General features: G+C 64.1%; 24 protein-coding genes. 10 read left to right on the top strand and 14 right to left on the bottom strand.

Annotated features, from left to right (window positions below):
• The first annotated feature begins 58 nt into the window (after window positions 1–58).
• The gene (locus tag ACSKB8_RS29835) at window positions 59–397 is read left to right on the top strand and encodes a P-II family nitrogen regulator (protein ID WP_091893396.1); all 339 of its coding nucleotides are present in this window, start codon (window positions 59–61) and stop codon (window positions 395–397) included.
• Window positions 398–548: 151 nt separating this feature from the next.
• The gene (gene glnA, locus ACSKB8_RS29830) at window positions 549–1,958 is read left to right on the top strand and encodes a type I glutamate--ammonia ligase (RefSeq protein WP_370985964.1); all 1,410 of its coding nucleotides are present in this window, start codon (window positions 549–551) and stop codon (window positions 1,956–1,958) included.
• 225 nt (window positions 1,959–2,183) lie between these two features.
• Here glnA and ACSKB8_RS29825 read toward each other — a convergent pair whose 3' ends face one another.
• The 4 genes from ACSKB8_RS29825 to ACSKB8_RS29810 all read right to left on the bottom strand — a co-directional run bounded on the left by ACSKB8_RS29825 (window position 2,184) and on the right by ACSKB8_RS29810 (window position 5,984).
• Window positions 2,184–3,323: an asparaginase gene (locus tag ACSKB8_RS29825; RefSeq protein ID WP_438107982.1), complete on the bottom strand. Its 1,140-nt coding sequence runs from the start codon at window positions 3,321–3,323 to the stop codon at window positions 2,184–2,186.
• A gap of 82 nt (window positions 3,324–3,405) precedes the next feature.
• A complete protein-coding gene (locus tag ACSKB8_RS29820; protein WP_128933410.1) occupies window positions 3,406–4,167 on the bottom strand; it encodes a slipin family protein in 762 nt (253 codons plus the stop codon).
• The gene (locus tag ACSKB8_RS29815; RefSeq protein ID WP_438107981.1) at window positions 4,164–5,546 is read right to left on the bottom strand and encodes an NfeD family protein; all 1,383 of its coding nucleotides are present in this window, start codon (window positions 5,544–5,546) and stop codon (window positions 4,164–4,166) included. Before ACSKB8_RS29815 ends, ACSKB8_RS29820 begins: the two co-directional genes overlap by 4 nt.
• A 180-nt stretch (window positions 5,547–5,726) precedes the next feature.
• Complete coding sequence (locus ACSKB8_RS29810) at window positions 5,727–5,984, bottom strand: tautomerase family protein (RefSeq protein WP_438107980.1); 258 nt, start codon at window positions 5,982–5,984, stop codon at window positions 5,727–5,729.
• Window positions 5,985–6,134: 150 nt separating this feature from the next.
• On the opposite strand from ACSKB8_RS29810, the gene ACSKB8_RS29805 reads away from it, so the two are divergent.
• Window positions 6,135–7,112 carry a GlxA family transcriptional regulator gene (locus tag ACSKB8_RS29805; protein ID WP_438107979.1) on the top strand — a complete coding sequence of 326 codons (978 nt, stop codon included), beginning with the start codon at window positions 6,135–6,137 and terminating at the stop codon, window positions 7,110–7,112.
• An 819-nt stretch (window positions 7,113–7,931) separates the two neighbouring features.
• Here the strand turns inward: ACSKB8_RS29805 and ACSKB8_RS29800 are convergent.
• On the bottom strand, window positions 7,932–8,705 hold the full coding sequence (locus ACSKB8_RS29800; RefSeq protein ID WP_091893342.1) for a gamma-glutamyl-gamma-aminobutyrate hydrolase family protein: 774 nt from the start codon (window positions 8,703–8,705) through the stop codon (window positions 7,932–7,934).
• Between the two features lie 261 nt (window positions 8,706–8,966).
• On the opposite strand from ACSKB8_RS29800, the gene ACSKB8_RS29795 reads away from it, so the two are divergent.
• Complete coding sequence (locus tag ACSKB8_RS29795) at window positions 8,967–10,106, top strand: AI-2E family transporter (RefSeq protein ID WP_370985958.1); 1,140 nt, start codon at window positions 8,967–8,969, stop codon at window positions 10,104–10,106.
• A gap of 7 nt (window positions 10,107–10,113) precedes the next feature.
• Here ACSKB8_RS29795 and ACSKB8_RS29790 read toward each other — a convergent pair whose 3' ends face one another.
• From ACSKB8_RS29790 to ACSKB8_RS29765, 6 genes are all read right to left on the bottom strand, one after another.
• Window positions 10,114–10,410 carry an antibiotic biosynthesis monooxygenase family protein gene (locus ACSKB8_RS29790; protein ID WP_091893338.1) on the bottom strand — a complete coding sequence of 99 codons (297 nt, stop codon included), beginning with the start codon at window positions 10,408–10,410 and terminating at the stop codon, window positions 10,114–10,116.
• 123 nt (window positions 10,411–10,533) lie between these two features.
• Window positions 10,534–10,770, bottom strand: coding sequence for a hypothetical protein (locus ACSKB8_RS29785; RefSeq protein ID WP_091893392.1), 237 nt, complete (start codon window positions 10,768–10,770; stop codon window positions 10,534–10,536).
• A 59-nt stretch (window positions 10,771–10,829) separates the two neighbouring features.
• Window positions 10,830–12,050, bottom strand: coding sequence for a diguanylate cyclase (locus tag ACSKB8_RS29780; protein WP_438107978.1), 1,221 nt, complete (start codon window positions 12,048–12,050; stop codon window positions 10,830–10,832).
• A 229-nt stretch (window positions 12,051–12,279) separates the two neighbouring features.
• Entirely contained in the window at window positions 12,280–12,759 is a 480-nt protein-coding gene (gene rpsI, locus ACSKB8_RS29775; protein WP_018642439.1) for a 30S ribosomal protein S9, read from the bottom strand.
• A gap of 1 nt (window position 12,760) precedes the next feature.
• The gene (gene rplM, locus ACSKB8_RS29770; protein ID WP_018642440.1) at window positions 12,761–13,225 is read right to left on the bottom strand and encodes a 50S ribosomal protein L13; all 465 of its coding nucleotides are present in this window, start codon (window positions 13,223–13,225) and stop codon (window positions 12,761–12,763) included.
• 156 nt (window positions 13,226–13,381) lie between these two features.
• Window positions 13,382–13,810: a PaaI family thioesterase gene (locus ACSKB8_RS29765; protein ID WP_128933403.1), complete on the bottom strand. Its 429-nt coding sequence runs from the start codon at window positions 13,808–13,810 to the stop codon at window positions 13,382–13,384.
• 85 nt (window positions 13,811–13,895) lie between these two features.
• Between ACSKB8_RS29765 and ACSKB8_RS29760 the strand changes: the two genes are divergently transcribed.
• The 4 genes from ACSKB8_RS29760 to ACSKB8_RS29745 all read left to right on the top strand — a co-directional run bounded on the left by ACSKB8_RS29760 (window position 13,896) and on the right by ACSKB8_RS29745 (window position 17,209).
• Window positions 13,896–14,720, top strand: coding sequence for an enoyl-CoA hydratase (locus tag ACSKB8_RS29760; RefSeq protein ID WP_176945864.1), 825 nt, complete (start codon window positions 13,896–13,898; stop codon window positions 14,718–14,720).
• A gap of 19 nt (window positions 14,721–14,739) precedes the next feature.
• Complete coding sequence (locus ACSKB8_RS29755) at window positions 14,740–15,324, top strand: CoA-binding protein (RefSeq protein WP_438107977.1); 585 nt, start codon at window positions 14,740–14,742, stop codon at window positions 15,322–15,324.
• 138 nt (window positions 15,325–15,462) lie between these two features.
• Window positions 15,463–16,743, top strand: coding sequence for an O-acetylhomoserine aminocarboxypropyltransferase (locus ACSKB8_RS29750; RefSeq protein WP_438107976.1), 1,281 nt, complete (start codon window positions 15,463–15,465; stop codon window positions 16,741–16,743).
• Between the two features lie 121 nt (window positions 16,744–16,864).
• Window positions 16,865–17,209 (top strand): hypothetical protein, encoded by a 345-nt coding sequence (locus ACSKB8_RS29745; protein ID WP_438107975.1) that lies wholly within the window; start codon window positions 16,865–16,867, stop codon window positions 17,207–17,209.
• Here the strand turns inward: ACSKB8_RS29745 and ACSKB8_RS29740 are convergent, their stop codons facing one another.
• On the bottom strand, window positions 17,210–18,292 hold the full coding sequence (locus ACSKB8_RS29740) for a COX15/CtaA family protein (protein ID WP_438107974.1): 1,083 nt from the start codon (window positions 18,290–18,292) through the stop codon (window positions 17,210–17,212). It abuts the gene before it with no gap.
• A 92-nt stretch (window positions 18,293–18,384) separates the two neighbouring features.
• On the opposite strand from ACSKB8_RS29740, the gene ACSKB8_RS29735 reads away from it, so the two are divergent.
• Window positions 18,385–18,606, top strand: a complete 222-nt coding sequence (locus ACSKB8_RS29735; RefSeq protein ID WP_027529931.1) for a DUF2842 domain-containing protein — start codon at window positions 18,385–18,387, stop codon at window positions 18,604–18,606.
• Between the two features lie 3 nt (window positions 18,607–18,609).
• Here the strand turns inward: ACSKB8_RS29735 and ACSKB8_RS29730 are convergent, their stop codons facing one another.
• Window positions 18,610–19,653, bottom strand: a complete 1,044-nt coding sequence (locus ACSKB8_RS29730) for a polysaccharide deacetylase family protein (RefSeq protein ID WP_438107973.1) — start codon at window positions 19,651–19,653, stop codon at window positions 18,610–18,612.
• A 126-nt stretch (window positions 19,654–19,779) separates the two neighbouring features.
• Between ACSKB8_RS29730 and ACSKB8_RS29725 the strand changes: the two genes are divergently transcribed.
• A complete protein-coding gene (locus ACSKB8_RS29725; protein ID WP_438107972.1) occupies window positions 19,780–20,961 on the top strand; it encodes a GNAT family N-acetyltransferase in 1,182 nt (393 codons plus the stop codon).
• A gap of 170 nt (window positions 20,962–21,131) precedes the next feature.
• On the opposite strand, the gene ACSKB8_RS29720 is transcribed toward ACSKB8_RS29725, so the two are convergent.
• Complete coding sequence (locus tag ACSKB8_RS29720; protein WP_438107971.1) at window positions 21,132–23,378, bottom strand: GumC family protein; 2,247 nt, start codon at window positions 23,376–23,378, stop codon at window positions 21,132–21,134.
• Window positions 23,379–23,488 lie beyond the last annotated feature (110 nt).

The following is a 23,488-nucleotide window of genomic DNA, read 5'->3' as shown; positions in this document are numbered from 1 at the left end:
GACAAAGCGCATCCTGACGAAGACGTTGCTATTTGATCGAGAGGCCGGGAGGCGCGCAGTGAAGAAAATCGAAGCCATCATCAAGCCATTCAAGCTCGACGAGGTGAAGGAAGCGCTTCAGGAAGTCGGCCTTCAGGGCATCACCGTCACCGAGGCCAAGGGCTTTGGCCGGCAGAAGGGTCACGCCGAACTCTACCGCGGCGCAGAATACATCGTCGACTTCCTGCCCAAGGTGAAGATCGAGATCGTGATCGGCGACGATCTGGTCGAGCGCGCCATCGAGGCGATCCGCCGCGCCGCGCAGACCGGGCGCATCGGGGACGGCAAGATCTTCGTCTCCAACGTCGAAGAGGCGATCCGCATCCGAACCGGCGAATCCGGGCTGGACGCTATCTGAGCCGGGTGCTATCCCGCGTTTTGCGACACTCTGACAGGAAATAAGGCTGCTTCGGCGGCCTGATTTCGTTTGTGCGGTCGCGCCAAACTCGCCCAAGCGAGAATAATCTTGCTCATCTGGAAACCGACCCGCAGAGCCAAAAGGGGTATGCATGAAGACCGCCAAAGACGTCCTGAAATCGATCAAGGACAACGACGTCAAATACGTCGACCTGCGCTTCACCGATCCGCGCGGCAAGTGGCAGCATGTGACGTTCGACGTCAGCATGATCGATGAGGACATTTTCGCCGAAGGGACGATGTTCGACGGCTCCTCGATCGCCGGCTGGAAGGCGATCAACGAGTCCGACATGTGCCTGATGCCCGATCCGGTGACTGCGACGATCGATCCGTTCTTCGCCGAGACCACGATGGTCATTACCTGCGACGTGCTGGAGCCGACCACCGGCGAGCCCTACAACCGCGACCCCCGCGGCATCGCCAAGAAGGCGGAGGCGATGGTGAAGTCGATGGGCGTGGGCGACACCGTCTTCGTCGGCCCCGAGGCCGAGTTCTTCGTGTTCGACGACGTGCGCTTCTCCTCGACCCCCTACAACACCGGTTTCCGCCTCGACTCCTCGGAGCTGCCGACCAACTCCGACACCGAATATGAAGGCGGCAATCTCGGCCACCGCGTCCGCACCAAGGGCGGCTACTTCCCGGTTCCGCCGCAGGACTCCGTGCAGGACATGCGCTCGGAGATGCTCGGCGCCATGGCCAAGATGGGCGTCAAGGTCGAGAAGCATCACCACGAGGTCGCCTCCGCCCAGCACGAGCTCGGCATGAAGTTCGACACGCTGACGCTGATGGCCGACCACCTCCAGATCTACAAGTACTGCATCCACCAGGTCGCGCACATCTACGGCAAGACCGCCACCTTCATGCCGAAGCCGGTCTACGGCGACAACGGCTCGGGCATGCACGTGCACCAGTCGATCTGGAAGGAAGGCAAGCCGGTGTTCGCCGGCAACAAATACGCCGACCTATCGGAGACATGCCTCCACTACATCGGCGGCATCATCAACCATGCCAAGGCGATCAACGCCTTCACCAATCCCTCGACCAACTCCTACAAGCGTCTGGTCCCGGGCTATGAGGCCCCCGTGCTGCTCGCCTACTCCGCGCGCAACCGCTCGGCCTCCTGCCGCATCCCCTACACTGCTTCGCCGAAGGCCAAGCGCGTCGAGGTGCGCTTCCCCGATCCGCTCGCCAACCCCTATCTCGGCTTCGCCGCGATGCTGATGGCCGGTCTCGACGGCATCAAGAACAAGATCGATCCGGGCCCGGCGATGGACAAGGATCTCTACGACTTGCCGAAGGAAGAACTGAAGCAGATCCCAACGGTGTGCGGCAGCTTGCGTGAAGCCCTCGAGAATCTCGACAAGGACCGCGCCTTCCTGAAGGCCGGCGGCGTGTTCGACGACGACTTCATCGATGCCTATATCGAGCTGAAGATGACCGAAGTCGAGCGCTTCGAGATGACCCCGCATCCGATCGAATTCGACATGTACTATTCGGGCTGATCGGCCCGAACGCCATACGGCAAGCAAAAGGCGCTCCGAGAGGAGCGCCTTTTCGTTTGGGCCGTTGGGTCTGTAGGGTGGGTTAGCTGGCGGCTGCGCGAAGCGCAGTCCGCTGGCGTAACCCACCATGCTTCAGCAAATGCGGAAGTTGGTGGGTTACGCCTAGCGATTTGCGCTTTGCGCAACCCGCTAAGCTAACCCACCCCACAAGATACGAGCCAGCCGCTACCACGTCGCGGTGAACGCCTTCTGCAATTCGGCCGGCGCCGTCACACCGCTCGCGATCAGCAATTGGGTGAGAACGCGCGCCTTCTGGGGATTGAGGTCCTCGGACACGACGAATCCGTTCTTGTCGTCGTCGACCTCGACGTTTCGCGTCACGAAGCCGGATCGAACCCGCGTGGAGCGCACCACGATGATGCCCTTCTTCGCCGCCGCTTCGAGCGCTTCGAGCGCCGGCTTCGACGTGTTGCCATCGCCGACGCCGGCGAGCACGATGCCCTTGGCGCCGTGCGAGATGGCGTCCTCGATCGGAACGGCATCCATATTGGCGTGCGAGTAGACGATCGCGACGCGCGGCAATTGCTCGCCTGCCGGCAGCTGATAGGTCGCGCGCTTGAAGCCGGCAGCCTGGGTCATGAAACGGATGCCGCCGGCGGTGTCGACATAACCGATCGGCCCGTCATTGGACGTATTGAACGTCTCGATGCTCGTGGTGTTGGTCTTGGTGACCGAGCGGGCGCCCTGAATCTTGTCGTTCAGCACCGCCATGACGCCCCGCCCGCGCGAGCGCGGATCGGCGGCCACCTGCACCGCCTCGTAGAGATTGCCGGGGCCGTCCGCGCTCACCGCCGTGGCCGGCCGCATCGAGCCGACGATCACCACGGGCTTGTCGCCGCGCACCACGTTGTCGAGAAAGAACGCGGTCTCCTCCAGCGTATCGGTGCCATGGGTGATGACGATGCCATCGGCTTCATTCTTGTCGAAGGCCTCCTGGATGCGGCGGGCCAGCGCAAACCAGACCTTGTCGTTCATGTCCTGGGATCCGATCGACGAAATCTGCTCGGCGTTCAGCTTCGCCAGCTTGTCCAGGCCCGGCACTGACTGCATCAGCTGCTCGCCCGTGATCTGGCCGGATTTGTACGCACCCGTCGCGCGCGGGTCGGCCTGGCCCGCGATGGTGCCGCCCGTCGCCAGTACGAGAATGCGGGGCAGATTGGCGGCAGGGGTGTCCTTGCCGGGCTCTGCGGCCTGCGCGGCTCCGCCGATCGGCCACGAACAAAGTGCGAAGGCGACCAGCGGAACGGCAAGCATGAATGTCCGGCGTTGACGGCGGCTTGGTGGGCTGACGGCGTGCTTGGTCATCGAATGTTGCTCCCGTTTAAGTAGGCATCAACATTCGACACGCCCATTTGGGCCGAAGATGGGTCATCTTCGCCGCTTACGGCTACGGGTTGTTAGGCCGCGGCATCAAATGGTCGAGCAAGCCCGTCGGTAGCGGAAACACGACGGTCGATGACCGTTCACCGGCGATGTCGTGCAGAGCCGCGAAATAACGCAGCTGCATGGCCTGAGGCTCCTGCGCGAGGATCCGGCCGGCTTCGACGAGCTTTTCGGCAGCCTGCTGCTCGCCCATCGCATTGATCACCTTGGCCCGCCGCAAGCGCTCCGCCTCAGCCTGTTTGGCAATCGCACGCACCATGGTTTCGTTGATATCGACGTCCTTGATCTCTATGCCGGTGACCTTGATGCCCCAGACGTCAGTCTGCTTGTCGAGGATCTCCTGGATGTCGGCGTTCAACCTGTCGCGCTCGGCAAGCATCTCGTCGAGCTCGTGCTTGCCGAGCACCGAACGCAACGTGGTCTGGGCGAGCTGGCTGGTGGCCGCCATGTAATCACCGACCTTGATGATGGCGCGCTCGGGGTCGACGATGCGGAAGTACAGAACGGCGTTGACCTTGACGGACACGTTGTCTCGCGAAATCACGTCCTGCGGCGGCACGACCTGCACCATCACCCGGAGGTCGACCTTGACGAGTTGCTGCACGATCGGAATGAGGATGATGAGGCCAGGGCCCTTCACACCGGTAAAGCGGCCGAGCGTAAAGACGACGCCGCGCTCATATTCGCGCAGGATTCGAATGGCCTGGGACAGAAATATGACGACTAGCAGCGCGAGCGCCGCATAGGTCAGATATTCCAGCATCATGATGTACCTCCCTCACCGGTCCTCGCCGGTGCGCGCCGTATCAGCAGCGTCAGGTCGACGACGCTGGCAACTTCGACCGTCTCTCCGGGCTCGAACGTGTCGGCGCCGCGCGCCTGCCAGCGTTCACCATGGGCGAACACATGACCCTCGTTCCCGTTCCAGTCGAGAATTTCGGCGGGCAAGCCTCGCATGGCCTGCGCGCCGACCCGTTCAGGAGCCTTGGCGGCCCGCCGAAGCGAACCAAGCACGACCAGTGCAAAGCCGACGAACACAGCTGTAGTGATGCCGATCACCCACCACGACAGCTGGTAGCCGGGCGCCTCGACCCTGAACAGCATCAGCGCACCTAGCACGAAAGCGATGATCCCTCCGAGACCAATCACCACCGTTGGATTGAAGGCTTCGACGGTGAGAAGCACGAGTCCGACCAGCATCAGGGCTAGGCCGGCATAGTTGATCGGCAGCAAGTTGAGCGCATAGAGGCCAATCAGCAGGCAGATCGCGCCGACAACTCCGGGAGCGACGGCTCCGGGAGACATGAACTCGAAGATCAGACCGTAGATGCCGACCATCAGGAGAATGAACGCCACGTTCGGGTCGGTGATGACCGCCAGGAAGCGGGATATCCGTCCAGGCTCGATGGCTTCGACGACCGCATCCTTCGTCGCGAGGCGTTGCGTCTTGCCGCCTGCAACCTCCACCACACGGCCATCGAGCTGCCTCAGCAATTCAGCCTGGTCCCGCGCGACGAGATCGATGGCATGGGCCTCCAGCGCGCCATTGGCAGAGAGAGTGGCGGCCTCACGGACCGCCTTCTCCGCCCAGTCCGCATTGCGGCTGCGCAGCTCGGCGAGGCTGCGGATAAAGGCGACGGCATCGTTCGTGGCCTTCGCCGTCATCGCGTCCTTCGGCTCATCCTTCTTGTCTTTGCCATCCTTGTCGGGTGTGCCGCTCGGCAGTCCCGGCAGCGGCCCGCCAATCTGGACCGGCGTCGCCGCACCGATATTGGTGCCTGGTGCCATCGCCGCGATGTGGGTCGCATAAAGGATATAGGTCCCTGCACTCGCCGCGTGGGCGCCGGAGGGAGCGACGTAGCCGATGACGGGGATGGGCGAGGCGAGCACATCCGCGATGATCTCGCGCATGCTGGAATTGAGACCGCCGGGCGTGTTCATTCTCAGAAGCACGACCTCCGCGCGCCGTTCGCTCGCCCTGGCCAAAGCCTCCCGGACATAGCTGGCTGACGCAGGGCCGATGGCCCCGTCGATCGAAACAATCAGTGCAAGGCGGCCGCTCTCCTCCGCTGAGCTGGGAAGGAGGCAGCAGATCAATGCCACGACGGTGATCGCCGCAACGAGGGCCGCCTTCATGGTTTGCACGGCAAGGGCTCCCTTGCAGAGCATATGGTGTTCCCCTCGTGAACCTCAATGCTGCGCGTGGAGGCCAACGTCGCGATTGTGCAACGCAATGCAAATGGCCATGCGGGATGGCGATGCGATCGGTTGAGCAGAGGCAGTGGCGGACCTGCGTACGGCTGATCCGCCCTGCGCCAGGCGCTGCTACCGTGCCACCACCCTCACGCCGTCCGCGCCGATCGGTCCGAACGTGCTCGCGATGATCTCGCTCGTCGGCTGCATGCCGCCGAGCGACCAGTGCGAGGGCTCGTGCTCCTCGATCCTCACCCAGACGTTGCGGCGGAAATCGGGGTTGCCCTGCCCTTCGACCTCGACCAGGAGGTCGGTGACGCGTTCGAGCAGCGTCTTCTTCTGCACAGCGTCCAGGATGCCGCGGACGGTGGAAATGGTGACGTAAGGCATGTCTTTCTCCAATCATGTCGTGTGACGACGGCGGCAGATTGGACCGGACAGTGGCGGCCAGGCAGTGGCGGATAAGACAGAGATCGGGCAATTTCCGCCACGCGCCCGCACGTCGATCAGGTTAGGATCGTCGCATCGCCCGGAGGTCCCATGAAACTTGCAATTCTGGCGCTGGAAGGCTGCATGCATTCGGCGATCGCCGGCGTCGCCGACATTCTGTCGCTCGCCAACCACGTGATGCAGCAGAGCGGAGCAAAATCCCGGTTCGCCTGCCAGACGCTCTCGCTCGATGGCAAGGCCGTGCGCGCCGGCGGCGGCCAGTTGGTTTCGGTCGATGGCGCGACCACGAGCCGCGGCAGCTTCGACGCGATCATCGTCCCCGGCAATCTCGTCGACCACGTCACGGCCGCGCGCCTGCAACCGCAATATGCCCGCGCCGGCGCCTGGCTCCGGCAGCAGCACGCAAATGGCCGGCTGATCGGTGCATTTTGCAGCGGCGTCTCTCTGCTGGCCGGCGCCGGCCTGCTCGACAACCGCCGCGCCACCATCACCTGGTGGCTGCAAAACGAACTGCGGCAACGCCATCCCGCGATCGACCTCGCCCCGGACGCCGTCATCACCTGCGCAGACCGTCTCGTCTGCGCGGCCGGACCGATGTCGTGGGTCGACCTCCTGCTCAGGCTGATCGAGATGGTCGACGGCAAGGAGATCGCAAAATTGTGCGCCGATTACGTCGTCATCGACACCGCGCAGCGCACCCAGTCGATCTTCATGCCCGTCGGTTACCTGCTGTCGCAGGACCCGCTGCTGACCAGGGCCGACCTGCTGGTTCGGCGCGCGGGCAAGCGTCCGATGACAGTCAAGCGCCTCGCCGACGCACTCGGCCTCAGCGAGCGCACGCTGAACCGGAAGTTTCAGGAGCTCACGCACGAGCCGCCGCAGGCCTTCATCACGCGCCGCCGCGTCGAGCACGCGCGCACGCTGCTGGAGACGACGGCGCAGCCGGTCAAGACCATCGCGCGGGCGGCGGGCTACGAGGACGAAAGCAGCTTTCGCAAGGCATTCCGCAAGTTGACCCTGATGTCGCCGCAGGCCTACCGCACGCGGCGGATGGAGCGGGCGGCGTGAGGCTGACGCCAGACGACCAACTGAGCGCGTCTACGATTCAACCGCATTGCAGAGATAAACCTCACCGTCAGCTTTCGTTCTGCATCTGACTCCACTTTGTTCTCAAAGAACAAATCAGAGCCGCAAAAATCGGAGCGGACCAATTCCTACTGATTGGTTTATGCCGCCCGAGATTTGGAAGGCGCATGGGCGAAACACGGGCCGCCCATCTTTGCCGCGCCCTCAATTGGGATCGCATTCATCGTGTGGGAGCGGCAGGCGGACGGAAAAGCCAGTCCACGTTCCATTGCAGAGGAGCAGATCGAAGCCGACAACCTGTTTGCGCGGAGGCCTGCTTCGGTGTGCTCGGCCTGGCACTTCCAAGTGTGTTTTCCATCGCAAGATGAAATGGGCCCGGAATAGAAGCCGCGATGCCTGCCACAATGGGCTCACCCAATGAGGTCGCTGCAATCGTGATTGTCACCACCGATATGACGACTACGAACACATCAGTCGCGATGCGCTTCGAAAAGTACTTCGTCATGAGTTGAGCCCTCACAACCGAATTAAGCTACGTGGGGCAGTTACAATCTAGTTTTATGAAAATGGTGGTACGCACGGGCGCTCACCGCGCACGGCGGTCCATCCCCTCTATAGGCCCGCAGCCATCGATGGTGTAGCAGCCATGCAGACCTAATGGGCTCGTTCCGGCAGATCGAATTGATGGGCTCATCAGCGCACATGCCTAGCATGAGCTCGATGAATTGAATTCGTCGGACCCGTTGGCTCGCAATGACGGCGTGCCGAGAGTCGGCCCCAAAGCCTCGACGTGTGCTTAGCCTACGCCACCGCCTTCTGCCGCGCCACGAGCGCTTCGCCAAAGGCCTCGAACAGCTTGCGGTTGATCGGATTGTGCTGCGGATCGTATTCGGCGTGCCATTGCACGCCGAGCGCGAAGGTCGGGGCTTCGGCGATGCGGATCGCCTCGATGGTGCCATCCTCGGCGACGCCTTCGATCAGCACACGTTTGCCGGGCTCCAGGATGCCCTGGCCGTGCAGCGAATTGACCCGGATCTTCTCGCACCCGAGGATCTTCGCGAACGCACCGCCCGGCGTCAGGTCGACGTCGTGGCGGTCGGCGAACACCACGGTCGGATCGGGATGGATCTCGCCATTCTCGAGCCTGGGCATGCGGTGGTTCATGCGGCCGGGGATTTCGCGGATCTCGGGGTGGAGCGAGCCGCCGAAGGCGACGTTCATCTCCTGGAGGCCGCGGCAGATGCCGAACAGGGGGATGCCGCGGGCGACGCAGGCAACCGAGAGCGCCAGCGCGACCTCGTCGCGGTGGATGTCGTAGGGCTCGTGCTTCTCGCAGGGATCGACGTTGAAACGCGTCGGGTGCACGTTGGCCCGGGCGCCGGTGAGGATGACGCCGTCGACGGTATCGAGCAGCGCCCCGATATCGGTGATGTCGGGCGAGCCCGCGAACATCACCGGCAAGCCACCGGAGACCTCAGCCACGGCGCGCAGATTTCGCTCGCCGACCATCTGGACCTGAAATCGATTTTCGACGCGATGGGCATTCCCGATCACGCCGACGACCGGCTTTCTCATCTCCCGTTCCGACCTCCTCCGTAAGAAGATTCTCCAAACATGCCCTTGGGGTGGAACAAATTCAACAGAAGGGATCGCGGGACGGCAATGCTATTTTCGCGCAAATGCCCGGTCGGAGGGCGGCCGCGGCACTGTTCGCGCCGGTGGCGTTCGCCCGAACGAAGCCGTGGACAACGTCAAACCGGCGGTTTTCGACCGGCTTGATCCGAGGCGGGATTTCGCGAAAGAGTGCCTCCCCCGCAGCCCCTGAAAGGACCCGATGTGACCATCCCCGCAGATGAACGGCCCCGCCCTCGTGCCGATCTCGCCTGGGCGATCTCGGTCGGGGGCATCGGCGTTGTTCTGTTCACGGCGATGCTGGTCTTCACCTGGTATTTTGCCGCCACCTTGCTGCTGATCTTCACCGGCATGCTGCTCGGCCTCGGCCTCAATGCGCTGACGGGCGCGCTCGGCCGCCGCGTGCACCTGCCGCATCCCGTCCGGCTCGCGATCGTCTGCATCGCCCTCGCGCTGATGCTCGCGGGCGTCGCCTATCTCGGCGGTGCCACCATCGCCGAGCAGGCCTCGCTGCTGAGCAATACCATCAAGTCGCAGATCACCAACGTCCGGTCCTTCCTCGAAAGCCACGGCATCGACACCAGCTTCTTCGATCTCGGCAACGCTGCTCCTGACGCCACGGCGGCGACAACATCGGACTCGACGCCCTCACCCGCAGCGCCCTCGCGCGGTGCATTGCCGGGCGCCGGCGCGCTCGCCTCCAGCGGCGGGGCGATCGTGAGCCAGACCTTCAAGCTGCTGCTTGGCACCATCCACGGTGTCGGAAACATTTTTATCGTGCTGTTCCTGGGTCTCGCCTTCGCCGCCCAGCCCGGCGTCTATCACGACGGCCTATTGTTCCTCGCGCCGGCCAAACATCGCACGCGCATCACCCTCATCATCGACCGCATCAGCGAGACGCTGGAGCGCTGGCTGATCGCGCAGATTACGGTCATGCTCGCGGTCGGCGCGGTGACCTGGATCGGCCTTGCCGTCATCGGCATCCCCGGCGCGTTCATCCTGGGAATCCAGGCAGGCCTGCTCGCCTTTGTCCCGACCGTCGGCGCCATCATCGCCGGGGTCATCGTGGTGCTGGCGAGCCTTGCGTCGGGCTGGATCGCGGCGCTGTCCGCGCTGCTGCTGTTCCTCGGGGTCCACGCCATGGAAAGCTACGTGCTGACGCCGATCCTTCAGCGCCAGGCCCTGGACATTCCGCCGGCCACACTGTTCGCGTTCCAGATCCTGCTCGGCGTCGTGTTCGGAATCTGGGGCCTCGCGCTGGCGCTGCCACTGGTCGCCATCGCCAAGGTCATGATCGACCATTTCAAGTCGTATGAGGCACCGTCTCTGGCCGAGGCGGCCTGAGCCTGCTTCAGGTCGTCAGCACGGTCTCGGTGTGCTCGACCTCGGGGGGCGAAGCAAAATACTGCCCGACGAGGCCGCGCCATTCGGTGAAGTTTTCGGAGCCGCGGAAATCGACGGTGTGGCTCTCCAGTGTCGCCCACTTCACCATCAGGCGGTAGCGCTGCGGCTTCTCGATCGACTTGTGCAGCTCGAAGCCGTGAAAGCCCTTGGAGCGGCCAAAGGCGGCCTTGGCCTTGGCGACAGCTGCCTCAAAATCCTTTTCGCTGCCCGGCTTGACGTCGATTTGCGCGATCTCGGTGATCATCGGTTTCCACCCATTTTTGTTCGATGGGCGTGTCTACCGCAGCCGGCGCAAAAGAAAAAGGCGCCGAAACGGCGCCTGGACGGCTCGAAAATGCAGGTCTCTTAAATGCTAAATGCAAGCCTCTCAGGCGAGCAGCAGCACGGTGCCCGCCACGATGAACGCGCAGCCGACGAACAGCACGAACGGCCAGTAGCTGCGGGCCTGGCCGTATCGTCCTTGCGCACGACGCTCCGTGATCAGCGCGCTCTCGTATTCGTCCGCGGTCGAGAACAGACAGGCGAAGCCGCCGCGTGCCGAGGCAGCTTGGGCTTCGAGTGACATCAGGGCGGCCTGCGGGGTCTGTCGACGGATCGATTCCATGACCATGATGGTAGGGATCGAATGGTAAACAGAGGATTACCGCAACGCCGCCTGTCGTCTCAGGCGGTAGCCGGACGCGCCTGCGGCGCACCGGGCCGCGCAGCGCTCTGGCGACGCCAGTTCTCCAGCGACAGCGGCAGCTCCTCCGCCGCCTCGACGCGGTTACGGCCGCCGCGCTTGGCCTGGTAGAGCGCGGTGTCGGCCGAAGCCAGCAGCACCTCGAGCTCGGTGCCGGCCGGACCGCCGGCGACGCCGATGCTGACGGTGGTATCGACCGGACCTTCATCGACCACGACGCCGGAGGTCTCGAACGCTTCGCGCACGCGCTCGGCGACCAGCACCCCCTCTTCCAGCGAGCACGGCAGCAAGGCCGCAAACTCCTCGCCGCCGATGCGGCCCGAGAGATCGGAGATGCGCAGGTTGCTGACGACGACGGTCGAGAACAGTCTCAGCATCTCGTCGCCCGCGGGATGACCGAACCGATCGTTGATCGACTTGAAGTGGTCGATGTCGAAGATCATCACGGTCACCGGCCGCCCGGCCTTGGCCTCGCGCTCGATCACGCGGCTGCAGGCCTCGGAGAAGCCGCGCCGGTTGAGCATGCCGGTCAGGGGATCGGTCGACGCGGCGGTCCGGTGCGCGGTCACCGTGCGCTCGGACACCAGCATGAAGATCACGAACACGGTGCCGACGGCATAGAGCACGAGCTCGACCGCGAACACGGTGACCCAGATGCTCGACGAGAAGCCGGCGTCGTGCGGGCGCAGGAAGCTGCCGAGCACGATCGGCAGCATCAATGCGCAGCCGTGCATCACTGGCATCACGAAGGCCGGCCAGCGGCGTTGCATACTCTTGCGCCGTTCGGTCCAGAGCTCGCTCGCGGTCAGCGCCGCATAGACCGAGACGATGCCGGCGCCGATGATCATGCGCAGCACGGACGCCTCGGCGTTGAGCAGCGTGACGGCAGCGACCCAGGCGAGCGCGCCGAGCACGAGGCCCGGCCAGTTCGGCTTGCGGCCGTGGAAGACGCGCGCCGCATTCCACACCATGCCGCAGGCGACGAAGCCGACGGCATTTAACGCCAGATAGAGATGCGGCCCCAGCCTGTCGCCGGCCGCAGTCCAGAGCGCAACGGAGGCGGCGCCGAGGAGATAGGCGGTGCCCCACCATTTCAGCGCGGGGCTGTTCTCCTGTCTGCCGAAAAACACCATCATGGCGCCGAGCAGTGCGGCAACCATGGTGGCGACCAAATAGAGCGTGATGCTATCGAGCGACATCATGTCAGCCCCCTCTAAAACATAGCAGTTACGCGATCGGCCCAGCCGATTTGCGCGCCCTTCCGAATGTGACGCTATGTCTCGCGGGTTCCATTCAGGTTTTCGCGTGGACCCAAGTTTTCGGGAAACACGTCATCAATTTGCGTACAAACGAACAACAAAAAGGGCGCTGAAAACAGCGCCCTTTTGCATCTCATTGGAGCCGCTTTCGCGGCGAATGTGATCGAAGCGATTAACGCTTCGAGAACTGGAAGGACCGGCGGGCCTTGGCCTTGCCGTACTTCTTACGCTCGACCACGCGGGAGTCGCGGGTCAGGAAGCCGCCCTTCTTGAGCACGCTGCGCAGCTCCGGCTCGAAATAGGTGAGCGCCTTGGAGATGCCGTGACGGACGGCGCCAGCCTGGCCGGACAGGCCACCGCCGGCGACCGTGCAGATCACGTCGTACTGGCCGGAACGCTGGGCCACGGAGAACGGCTGCTCGATCATCATGCGCAGCACGGGACGGGCGAAATAGACCTCGACCTCGCGCGAGTTGACGGTGACCTTGCCGGCACCCGGCTTGATCCAGACGCGGGCGACCGCGTCCTTGCGCTTGCCGGTGGCGTAGGCGCGGTTGAACTTGTCGACCTTCTTCTCGTGCTTGGGCGCCTCGGGCGCGGCCGCCGTCTTGAGCTGCGAGAGCTGGTCGAGCGACTGGATGGATTCGGCCATGTTATGCGGCCCTCGTGTTCTTGCGGTTCAACTTGGCGATGTCGATCTTCTCGGGCTGCTGCGCCTCGTGCGGATGATCGGCGCCGCCGTAGACACGGAGGTTGCCCATCTGCACGCGGCCGAGCGGACCACGCGGGATCATGCGCTCGACGGCCTTCTCGAGCACGCGCTCGGGATGACGGCCTTCGAGGATCTGGCGCGCGGTGCGCTCCTTGACGTGGCCGACGTAGCCGGTGTGCTTGTAGTAGGTCTTCTGCTCGCGCTTACGGCCGGTGAGGACCGCATGCTGCGCGTTGATGATGATGACGTTGTCGCCGCAATCGACGTGCGGGGTGTAGGTCGGGAGGTGTTTGCCGCGGAGCCGCATGGCGACGATGGTGGCGAGACGGCCGACGACCAGACCCTTGGCGTCGATCAGCACCCACTTCTTCGTCACCTCGGCCGGCTTTGCCGAAAAGGTTTTCATGTCAGAATTTCCGTGAGGGAGACATCGGCGCGAACACCGCACCGGACTGGGCGGGTTTCTAGAGAAGAGAGGCGCAGCGGTCAATGCCCCAAGGCGGAATTTATATTCGTAGAATCAATAACTTAAAAATATGGTGCTATACTACCTGCAAAAAGTTCAAACATTTGGAATGGAGTAGGTCGAGGTGACATGGGCGATTGGGTCGGCTGATGTGCCCGACAGGAGATTCACCTCCCCCACTGCCAGGCGCTTGCCGAGCTTGAGCAGTCGGGCCTCGGCCAGCACGTCCTGCCCGGGCTGGCCCTTGCGCAGGAAGTTGATGTTGAGATTGGTCGTGACCGCGAGCCCGATCGGCCCGATTGCTGACAGCAGCACCACGTACATCGCGAAATCGGCCAGCGCCATCAGCGTCGGTCCGGACACGGTTCCACCCGGTCGCAGCATCCTTTCGCTGTAGCGCTGGCGCAAAAGGCAGGTCTGGCCATCGGCGCTTTCGATCGTGATGTCATCGCCGCTGAAGGCCTGGGGAAACTCGTCACGCAGAAACTGCTCGACCTCCGCCACGCTCATTTTCGCCAATGCCATGCTGTTCCCACCCTCGCTTCGCTCGCCCTGTTACATTAAGTTATCTGCATCATCCAATTGCAATAATCCAACTGGAAACGCTTCGATGTCCGCCCAGGCCGCCCGTGCCCCCTCCCCGCAACCGCCGATCCTGCTGCGCGAGATCGTCGGCAGCGTCGCCGTGCTCACGCTGAACCGACCAGCCGCGCGCAACAGCCTTTCGGAGGCGATGATCGGACAGCTGCATGCGAGCCTCAATGCGATCGCGGAAGACAAGCACATCCGTGCGGCCGTCATCGCAGCCAACGGCCCCGCTTTTTCCGCCGGCCACGACCTGAAGGAACTGACCGCGCGCCGCACCGATCCGGATCGCGGCCGGGCTTATTTTGCACAGATCATGACGGCGTGCAGCGCCATGATGCAGGCGATCGTGCGCCTACCCAAGCCCGTGGTCGCTGCAGTCCAAGGCATCGCCACCGCGGCGGGCTGCCAGCTCGTGGCAAGCTGCGATCTGGCGATCGCCTCGGAGGCGGCGAGCTTCGCCACTCCCGGCGTCGACATCGGCCTGTTCTGCTCGACACCGATGGTGGCGCTGTCGCGCAACGTGCCGCGCAAGCAGGCGATGGAGATGCTGCTGACGGGCGAGCCGATCCCGGCCGCGCGCGCCCGCGAGATCGGCCTCGTCAATCGCATCGTCCCCGCTGGCACCGAGCGCGAGGCCGCGATTGCGCTCGCACAGCAGGTCGCACTGAAATCTGCCTACACCGTCAAGCTCGGCAAGGAGGCATTCTATCGCCAGGCCGAGATGAGCCTTGCCGAGGCCTATCGCCATGCGGCAGAGGTGATGACCGAGAACATGATGGCGCGCGACGCCGAGGAAGGCATTGGCGCCTTCATCGCAAAGCGTACGCCGACATGGCGGGATGAATGACAACAAGAAAAGATATGAGATGAACCACGACGCCTATCCCGACAATTACATCCGCGGCATCCTCAACAGCGTGAAGTCGATCGCGATGGTCGGCGCCTCGCCGGTCAACGTGCGGCCGAGCTACTTTGCGTTCAAATATCTGGCGCAGCGCGGCTACGACATGATCCCGGTCAATCCCGGTCATGTCGGCAAGGAGCTGCTCGGAAAGCCCTTCGTCGCCTCGCTCGTAGACATCGGCCGTCCGATCGACATGATCGACATTTTTCGCAACTCCAGCCACATCATGCCTGTGGTCGAAGAGGCGCTCACGCTCGATCCACTGCCGAAGGTGATCTGGATGCAGCTTGGCGCGCGCGACGACGCTGCGGCGGCGAAGGCAGAGTCCGTCGGTATCAAGGTTGTGATGAACCGCTGTCCCAAGATCGAATACGGCCGCTTGTCGTCTGAGATCTCCTGGATGGGCGTGAATTCACGCACGCTCAGCTCCAAGCGCGCGCCGGTGCCGACGCAAGGCATGCGGCTATCCCTCAATCGGATGAGTGTCGGCGGTGGCGACACCGCGGCATCAGATCGCGCCGCCAAAAACAAGACCGAGCAAAGCTGACGCGATCGCGTAGGATTCATTTCGCGATCGCGACAATGCGTAGCACGATCGTTCCGATGTGAAGCCGCAGCTTGACGGCGGACGCCGCGCCGATCAGCATGCCGCGCGATTTCAGACCAAGAGAACAGGACGCCCTCAATGAGCGATCGCCTTCCGGGATTTTCCACGCTCGCCGTGCATGCCGGTGCACAGCCCGACCCCACCACCGGTGCGCGCGCAACTCCGATTTATCAAACGACATCTTTCGTGTTCAACGATGCCGACCACGCCGCCTCGCTGTTCGGTTTGCAGGCGTTCGGCAACATCTATACCCGCATCGGCAATCCCACCAACGCGGTGCTGGAGGAGCGTGTCGCCGCGCTCGAAGGCGGCACGGCCGCGCTCGCGGTGGCCTCGGGCCATGCCGCACAGGTCGTGGTGCTGCAGCAATTGCTCCAGCCCGGCGATGAATTCATCGCCGCGCGAAAGCTCTATGGCGGCTCGATCAACCAGTTCACGCATGCGTTCAAGAGCTTTGGCTGGAACGTGGTGTGGGCCGATCCCGATGACATCGGAAGCTTCGAGCGCGCGGTGACGCCGCGCACGAAGGCGATCTTCATCGAGTCCATCGCCAATCCGGCCGGCAGCATCACCGACATCGAGGCGATCTCGACGGTGGCGCGCAAGGCCGGCGTCCCGCTGATCGTCGACAACACGCTGGCCTCGCCCTATCTGATCCGCCCGATCGATCACGGCGCGGACATCGTCGTGCACTCGCTGACGAAATTCCTGGGCGGCCATGGCAATTCGCTCGGCGGCATCATCGTCGACGCCGGCACGTTCGACTGGTCCATAGGCGGCAAATATCCGATGCTGTCGGAGCCGCGGCCGGAATATCACGGCATCCGCCTCCAGGAGACCTTTGGCAATTTCGCCTTCGCGATCGCCTGCCGCGTGCTGGGCTTGCGCGACCTCGGGCCGGCGCTCTCCCCGTTCAACGCCTTCATGATCCTGACCGGCATCGAGACGCTGCCGCTGCGCATGCAGAAGCACTGCGACAACGCCAAGGCGGTCGCCGAATTCCTCGCCGGCCATCCGGCGGCGGCCTCGGTCAGCTATGCGGGCCTTCCGAGCGACAAGTACAATCAGCTCGCGCGCAAATATGCGCCGAGGGGCGCGGGCGCCGTGTTCACCTTCAGCCTGAAGGGCGGCTATGACGCCGGCGTCAGCCTGGTATCGAAATTGCAGCTGTTTTCGCATCTGGCCAACGTCGGCGACACCCGCTCGCTGGTGATCCACCCGGCCTCGACCACGCACAGCCAGCTCGACGACGCCGCCAAGGTCAAGTCCGGCGCCGGCCCCGACGTGGTGCGGCTCTCGATCGGCATCGAGGACAAGGAAGATCTGATCGCGGATCTGGAGCAGGCGCTGGGCGCTTAGTTCTTGTGATTCCGAGGCGGAGTGCAAAGCCGCCCCGGAATGACGGGCCTAGTTAACAGTCATTAACCACACCTGCCGCATACATCGTCTTTGGATCGCCCCCTTTGATTCGGAGCCGACGATGCTGCGCTGGATGGTGCCTGCCCTTGCCGCGATGCTGATCGTCTCGGCCGCCGTTGCTGCCGATCTGCCGGCCACGCCGAAGCGACGCGCCGCTGTTCCGCCGCAGGAGGCACCAAGAGTTCTATGTCGAGACCGATCCGGACGCGCTGATCTCGCCGGCCTATGGCATCGGCAGCTACGTCCGCAACCTGCCGGGCACCCGCTCCTGCCCGGCTCGCACACGCTGCCGGGCTATTACGGTCGCCCCTGGGATTACGATTATCAGGGCTCGTATTACGGCGGGAAGCAGGTCGACTATTTCTGGCGCCTGCCTTACGCGTGCGGAGTCTACGGCTATTGTTGATCAGCTGGCCTGACCCAGCGGAACACCGCGCGGCCGCGCCTCAGTCAGCTGCCGCGAAGCCAGACGCTCCACCTGCATTACCGCGAGTGTCAACACGATGATCGCGACCGCCTGATGCGCCAGCGCCAGTCCAATCGGAACCTGGTTGAGCAGCGTCAGGATGCCGAACACCGCCTGCAGGCTCACCGCAGCAAGCAACCAGAGCGCGCCGCTTGCCGCCGTACCTGCGCGTGAGCGCACCGCGTCAACCGCGTGCAGCGCCGCCAGCACGAACAGCGCATAGGCGGTCATGCGATGCTCGAACTGCACCGTCAGCACATTGTCGAACAGGTTGCGCCACCACGGCGTCTCGAACCACAGCCGATCCGCCGACGGAATGAACGCACCGTCGATCTGCGGCCAGGTGTTGTAGGCACGCCCGGCCCGCAGACCCGCGACCAGCGCGCCGAAATAGATCTGCACGAAGGTCACAACGAGGAGCAGTGCGCTCGTGAACCTCAACCGCGGCGGCACGGCGATCTGCGGCCGCTCCTTGAGCCGCCGCACCGTCCAGACGATGCCGGCGAAGATCAGAAGCGCGAGCATCAAATGGGTCGCCAGCCGATATTGCGACACCTCGATGCGTTCCGACAGGCCCGAGGCTACCATCCACCAGCCGACCGCGCCCTGGAGGCCGCCGAACGCGAACAGCAGCCAGAGCCGCCGCTTCAGTTCACCCGGCAGGCCGCCGCGCCACAGGAAGAACAGGAACGGCAGCAGATAGGCAACGCCAATGAAACGGCCGAGCAACCGGTGGCTCCATTCCCACCAGAAGATCTCCTTGAACTCGGACAGGCTCATGCCCGCATTGAGCTCGCGATATTGCGGGATCCTCTTGTAGGCCTCGAACGCCTCGATCCACTGCGTCTCGGTGAGCGGCGGCACGCTGCCCGTAACAGGCTTCCATTCGACGATCGAGAGGCCGGATTCCGTCAACCGCGTCGCGCCGCCGACGAGCACCATCAGCGCGATCAGCGCGGCCACGGCGATCAGCCACACGCGCACGGCGCGATGCGGTTGGGACGGGGCGGAAATCGTCGTCATTGAGGGCAAAAACCAGGCTTGAACCGGACTGCGCGCTCCTTATAGTCCCCGCTCCCGCAGCGCAAGTTACGCGAAAGCAGCAAGCTCCCGCCATGACGATCCGCACCCGCAAGTTCCTCGGCGCCATCCTGCTCCTGGTGCTGGCCACGGTCTGGGCTCTGCTCGGCATGGCGCTGGCGCAGATGCCGTGGATCGCCGAGTCCGGCTGGCGGCAGGCGATCTACTATGTGGTCGTCGGCATGGGCTGGGTGCTGCCGGCGATGCCGATCGTGAGCTGGATGCAGCGTCCCGATCGCGCCAAATCCAGTTCGTAGCGCCTATCTCGTGGCGCTTCCCGTCGGTTTCACCGGCGCAAAGGCAACGCCTGACATCAGCACGCGCATCCTGCGCAGCGATTGGATCCGGCCGTCCCAGGAGATCCGCGGCAGCGCGCGCAAATTGGTGCGTCCCTCCGCATCTACGATACCAGGGATCGTCGACACGGCGCTGGCAAAGCCGGCCTCCTCCGCCATCACGACGTGGCTGCGCCGAAACGAAGATCGATCGCCGAACGGAAAGGCGAGATGCCTGATCTCGCGGCGGAAGGCCGCTTCCGCGACCGCCTTGCCCATCGTCATCTCACGGAGCGCGGCCGCATCCTTCATGTTGGCGAGGACGGGATAGTTCACGGTCGCGCTGCCGATCGTGACGAGCGGATCGGCGGCGAGCTTGGTCAGGTCTTCCCAATCCATCGACGCTTCGCGTGAGAGCGCGGCGAGGTCTATTCGGTAGCGCGTGCAGAGATCGGCGATCGCCGCTGACAGATCCGCCGGCGGCAGCGAACGCAGCCAGCCCTCGAGATACGAAAACACCGCCTGCTTCTCGGCATTGTCAGTGATGGTGAAGCGCTGCTCCTTGTCGTCCATGATCAGGCTGATGCGGGTCTCGCGCGCGATCATCCGTTCGAGCGCGAGCCACCAGGCTTCGCCGACGCCATCGGGGAACGCGGTCGGCACATAGATCGTGAAGGGCACGGCGTGGCGCGCCAGCACCGGATAGGCGAAGTTGATGAGATCCTTAGTAGCGCCATCGAAGGTCAGTGCCACGAAGCGCCGTTTCTCCGGCAGCGTCACCGCGCGGCGGCAGACCTCGTCCATGCCAAGGAAATCGTACTTCCACTGCTTCAGCGCGCGAATGGCGCGATCGAGGAACTGCGGCGTGATCTCGTGCTGGCCCAGCGGCTGAAATCGGCCGCGCCGCCGCGGCCGCACATGCGCGAAGCGCAGGATGGCGCCGGCACCACGGCTGCGCAGCGCAGCCTGACCGCTGAACCAGGCCAGTTCAAGCCGCAGACGCGCCGGCCATCTGTCGTCGGATGCCAAGGTCTACACCTCCCTCCGGCGCCTGTTCCCCCCGCCTATTATCATTACCCTTTGTTGACACTTCTTTGCAAAGGTCGGCCACGGGCCGAAATACCTATATTTTTGATTTCTCGACAGGTTTCGCGAATGACCATGGCTGCGGCGATGCAAAGCCGGACGGCAGAAGCGCCAGCGCGGTCGAAAACGAGCCGCATCGCCCAGGTCGACATCGTCACCGATCTCGGCGAGGCCGAGGCGGCCTGGCGCGCCTTCGAGGAGAGCGGCCACTTCTTCACACCCTATCAGCGCTTTGACCTGCTCGCTCCCTGGCAGCAGTTGGTCGGCGAATGCGAGGGCGCCCGCCCCTTCATTGTGATCGCTCGCGACGCCGAGCACAGGCCGCTCCTGCTGCTGCCGTTGTCGCTGCGCCAAAGCCACGGCGTGCGCACGGCCTGCTTCATGGGCGGCAAGCATACCACCTTCAACATGGGCCTGTGGAGCGCCGAATTCGCGGCACAGGTCGTCCTCGCGGATCTCGATGCGCTGCTTGCGCCGCTGCGCGAGCATGTCGACGTCCTCTCGCTAACGCAGCAACCCAAGCGCTGGCACGACCAGCAGAACCCGTTTGCGCTGCTGCCGCAGCAGAGCTCGGTCAACGGCTGCCCGTTGCTGGCGATGGAGCCGGCCGGCCCGCCGGCATCGCGGATCAGCAATTCCTTCCGTCGCCGCCTCAAGAGCAAGGAGAAGAAGCTCCAGGCCCTCGCCGGCTACCGCTACCACCTTGCGACCGAGGATGCGGACATCGTGCGCCTGCTCGACTGGTTCTTCCGCGTCAAGCCGGCGCGGATGGCGGAGCAGAAACTACCGAACGTCTTCGCCGAACCGGGGGTCGAACAGTTCATCCGCAACGCCTGCCTTGCCCGGCGCGGAGATGGACGCGTGATCGACATCCACGCGCTCGAATGCGACGAGGACGTGATCGCGATCTTCGCCGGCGTCGCCGACGGCCAGCGCCTCTCGATGATGTTCAACACCTACACGATGTCCGAGCACGCCCGCTACAGCCCGGGCCTGATCCTGATGCGCTACATCATCGACGCCTGCGCCGAGCGCGGTTATTGCTCGCTCGACCTCGGCATCGGCTCGGACGACTACAAGCGGATGTTCTGCAAGGACGACGAAGAGATTTTTGACAGCTTCGTCCCGTTGACCTCACGCGGAAAGCTCGCGGCGATGGCAATGTCCTCACTGAGCCGCGGCAAGCGAATGGTCAAGCAGAACCAGATGCTGTTCGACTTGGCGCGTAAGTTGCGGCAGGCGTTCGGGTAAGCAATTCTCCGCTTGCGAGCTGCCCTGCTCCCGCAACGGAAAGTATCGTAGGGTGGCAAAGCGAAGCGTGCCCACCACTTCTGTTGCGGTATTGGATCGATGGTGGGCACGGCGCAAGCGCGCCTTTGCCCACCCTACGATTCCGAGCGCGCGGAGAGAGAAAGAAAAGCCTACGCCGCCACGACGCGCGGCGCCTCCATCGCATCCGTCGGCTGCACCGGCTTGCTCAGCATCGTCACATCGCTGAAGCCGACGGCGCTCAGCTGCTCGCACATCAACGTACGCGCATCCGGCGTCATCGACGCCTCGGGCACCACGACGGCGCGGGCATTGGTCGTCAGCAATTCGGCCGGCAGATCGGAGGCGCTGCCGGCATCCAGCAGCACGTGGTCGTAGGCCCGGAGCAGCGCATCGATCGCGAGCGTCACCCGCGGCGACTGCAGCAAGCTGCGATCGAAGCCGGGGCGGCCGGCCAGGACCAGATGCAGCCGCGACAGCTTGTCCCGGGTGATGATTTGCGCGAAAGACGCTTCGCCCTGCATCAGCTCGGCAAGGCCCGGCGCAGAGGCATCGACAGCCACCGCGGCAATGGTCGGCGAGGACGCGGCGAGATCGACCACGACGACACGTGCGTCACGCGCAAGATGCCGGGCGAGCGTCAGCGCCGAGAGCGTGATCGATGTGCCGGCCGCGGTGCCCAGCACTGTGATCTTCTTCGCCGCCGCGCCCGCTGCGCGCAGGCGCTCGGCCAACTGCTCGATCTCGGCGAGTTCGGTGATGTCGGCCTCAGCCGTCATCGCTGGTTGAAGCGGCCCGGGCTCGTCGACGACCGGATCGACCATCGGCTCGACCACCGGCTCATGACGCAGCGTAGCCCGCGACGGGAGGACCGCAGCTACCGCGCGCGGCGCGGTCTGGCGCAACAGCTCGCCGGTGACGACGACACCGGACGACAGCAGCAGCGTCGCGATCGTCGCGATCAGCACGATCGGCAGCTTCTTCGGATAGGCCGGCGTGTTCGAGACGATGCCGCGCGAAATGATGCGGCCATCCGTCGGCGCGGTATCGATCGTCTCGCGAGTGTTGGCCTCGCGGTACTTGGCGAGATAGGTTTCCAGCAGGTCGCGCTGCGCCTTGGCTTCGCGCTCCAGCGCGCGGAGCTGCACATCCTGGCCGTTGGTGGATGCAGCCTGCTTCTTGAGCTGCTCGAGACTCGTCGTCAGCCCGTCGACCCGACCGCTGGCGATTCGAGCGTCGTTTTCGAGCGAACGCGAAATCTTGCCCGCTTCGTCGCGGATCTGGTTGTCGAGATCGCCAAGCTGCGCCTTCAACTCCTTGATCCGCGGGTGATTGCCGAGCAGCGTGGACGACTGCTCGGCAAGCTGCGCACGCAGCGTCACCCGCTGCTCCGACAGCCGCCGCATCAATTCGGAGTTCACCACCTCCGATGCCTCGATCGGCTTTCCGCTCTGGAGCATTTCGCGGATCAGGCGCGCCTTGGATTCTGCGTCGGCCTTGATCGAGCGCGCGTTGTTGAGCTGAGTATTGATCTCGCCCATCTGCTGGTTCGACAGCGTGGTGTTGTTGGTGCCGACGAAAAGGCTCGACTTGGAACGAAAATCCTCCACCCTGGCCTCGGCGTCGGAGACCTTCTTGCGCAAAGTCTCGATCTCGCCCGCGAGCCACTGGCTGGCATTCTTGGCCTGCTCCTGCCGCACACCCTGCTGGAGCACGAGATAGCCGTCGGCAATAGAGTTGGCGACACGCGCGGCGAGCTCGGGATCGGCGGACTGGAATTCGACCACGATCACGCGCGACTTGTCGACGGCGTAAGCCTGGAGGCGCTCGTAATAGGCATCCAGCACGCGCTCTTCCGGCGTCATCGAGAACGGATCGCGGCCGATGCCGACCAGTGCCGCCAGCGATTTCAGCGGCGAGATGCCCTGCAGCACCGGATCGAATTCAGGCCGCTCCGCGAGCTTGTTCTTCTTGATGATCTCGCGCGCGAGATCGCGCGACAGCACGAGCTGCACCTGGCTGGTGACGGCTTCGGCGTCGAGCGCCTGCCGTTCTTCGGTGCGATCGCTGTTCGGGCGCAGGAACACGTTCTCGCGGCCGTCGATCAGGATCCGCGATTCGGACTTGTAGCGCGGCGTGACGAGGTTGACGGCGGCGATGGATGCGACGAGCACCAGCACCGTCGGCACGACGATCCAGCCGCGCTTGCGCGCCAATGCCGCGCCGAGCGCATGCAGGTCGATGTCGCCGGATTCGACTGGCGCCTGCTTCACGACAACGGGTGCAGGCCCTGCTTCGATCTTGGCTTCGATCTTGGGCGCGGCTTCGGCTTTGGACTTCGAGACAGCCCGCTCGATCACAGCCTTGTCCTTGCCGGCACGCCAGAACGCTAAACGCATCGAACACTCCCGCAGGGCAACGCTGCGACTCTATCTCAACCGGAGCGATTACACTCCATTAAGGTTGCCGCTGGGTTAATCGCGACGTCCGGCGACCGGCGCACGCGCGC

Source organism: Bradyrhizobium sp. BR 1432, from assembly GCF_051547705.1.
GTDB lineage: Bacteria > Pseudomonadota > Alphaproteobacteria > Rhizobiales > Xanthobacteraceae > Bradyrhizobium > Bradyrhizobium zhanjiangense.
Note: the sequence above shows the minus strand (reverse complement) of the source record. Positions and strands in the feature narration are given on the sequence as shown.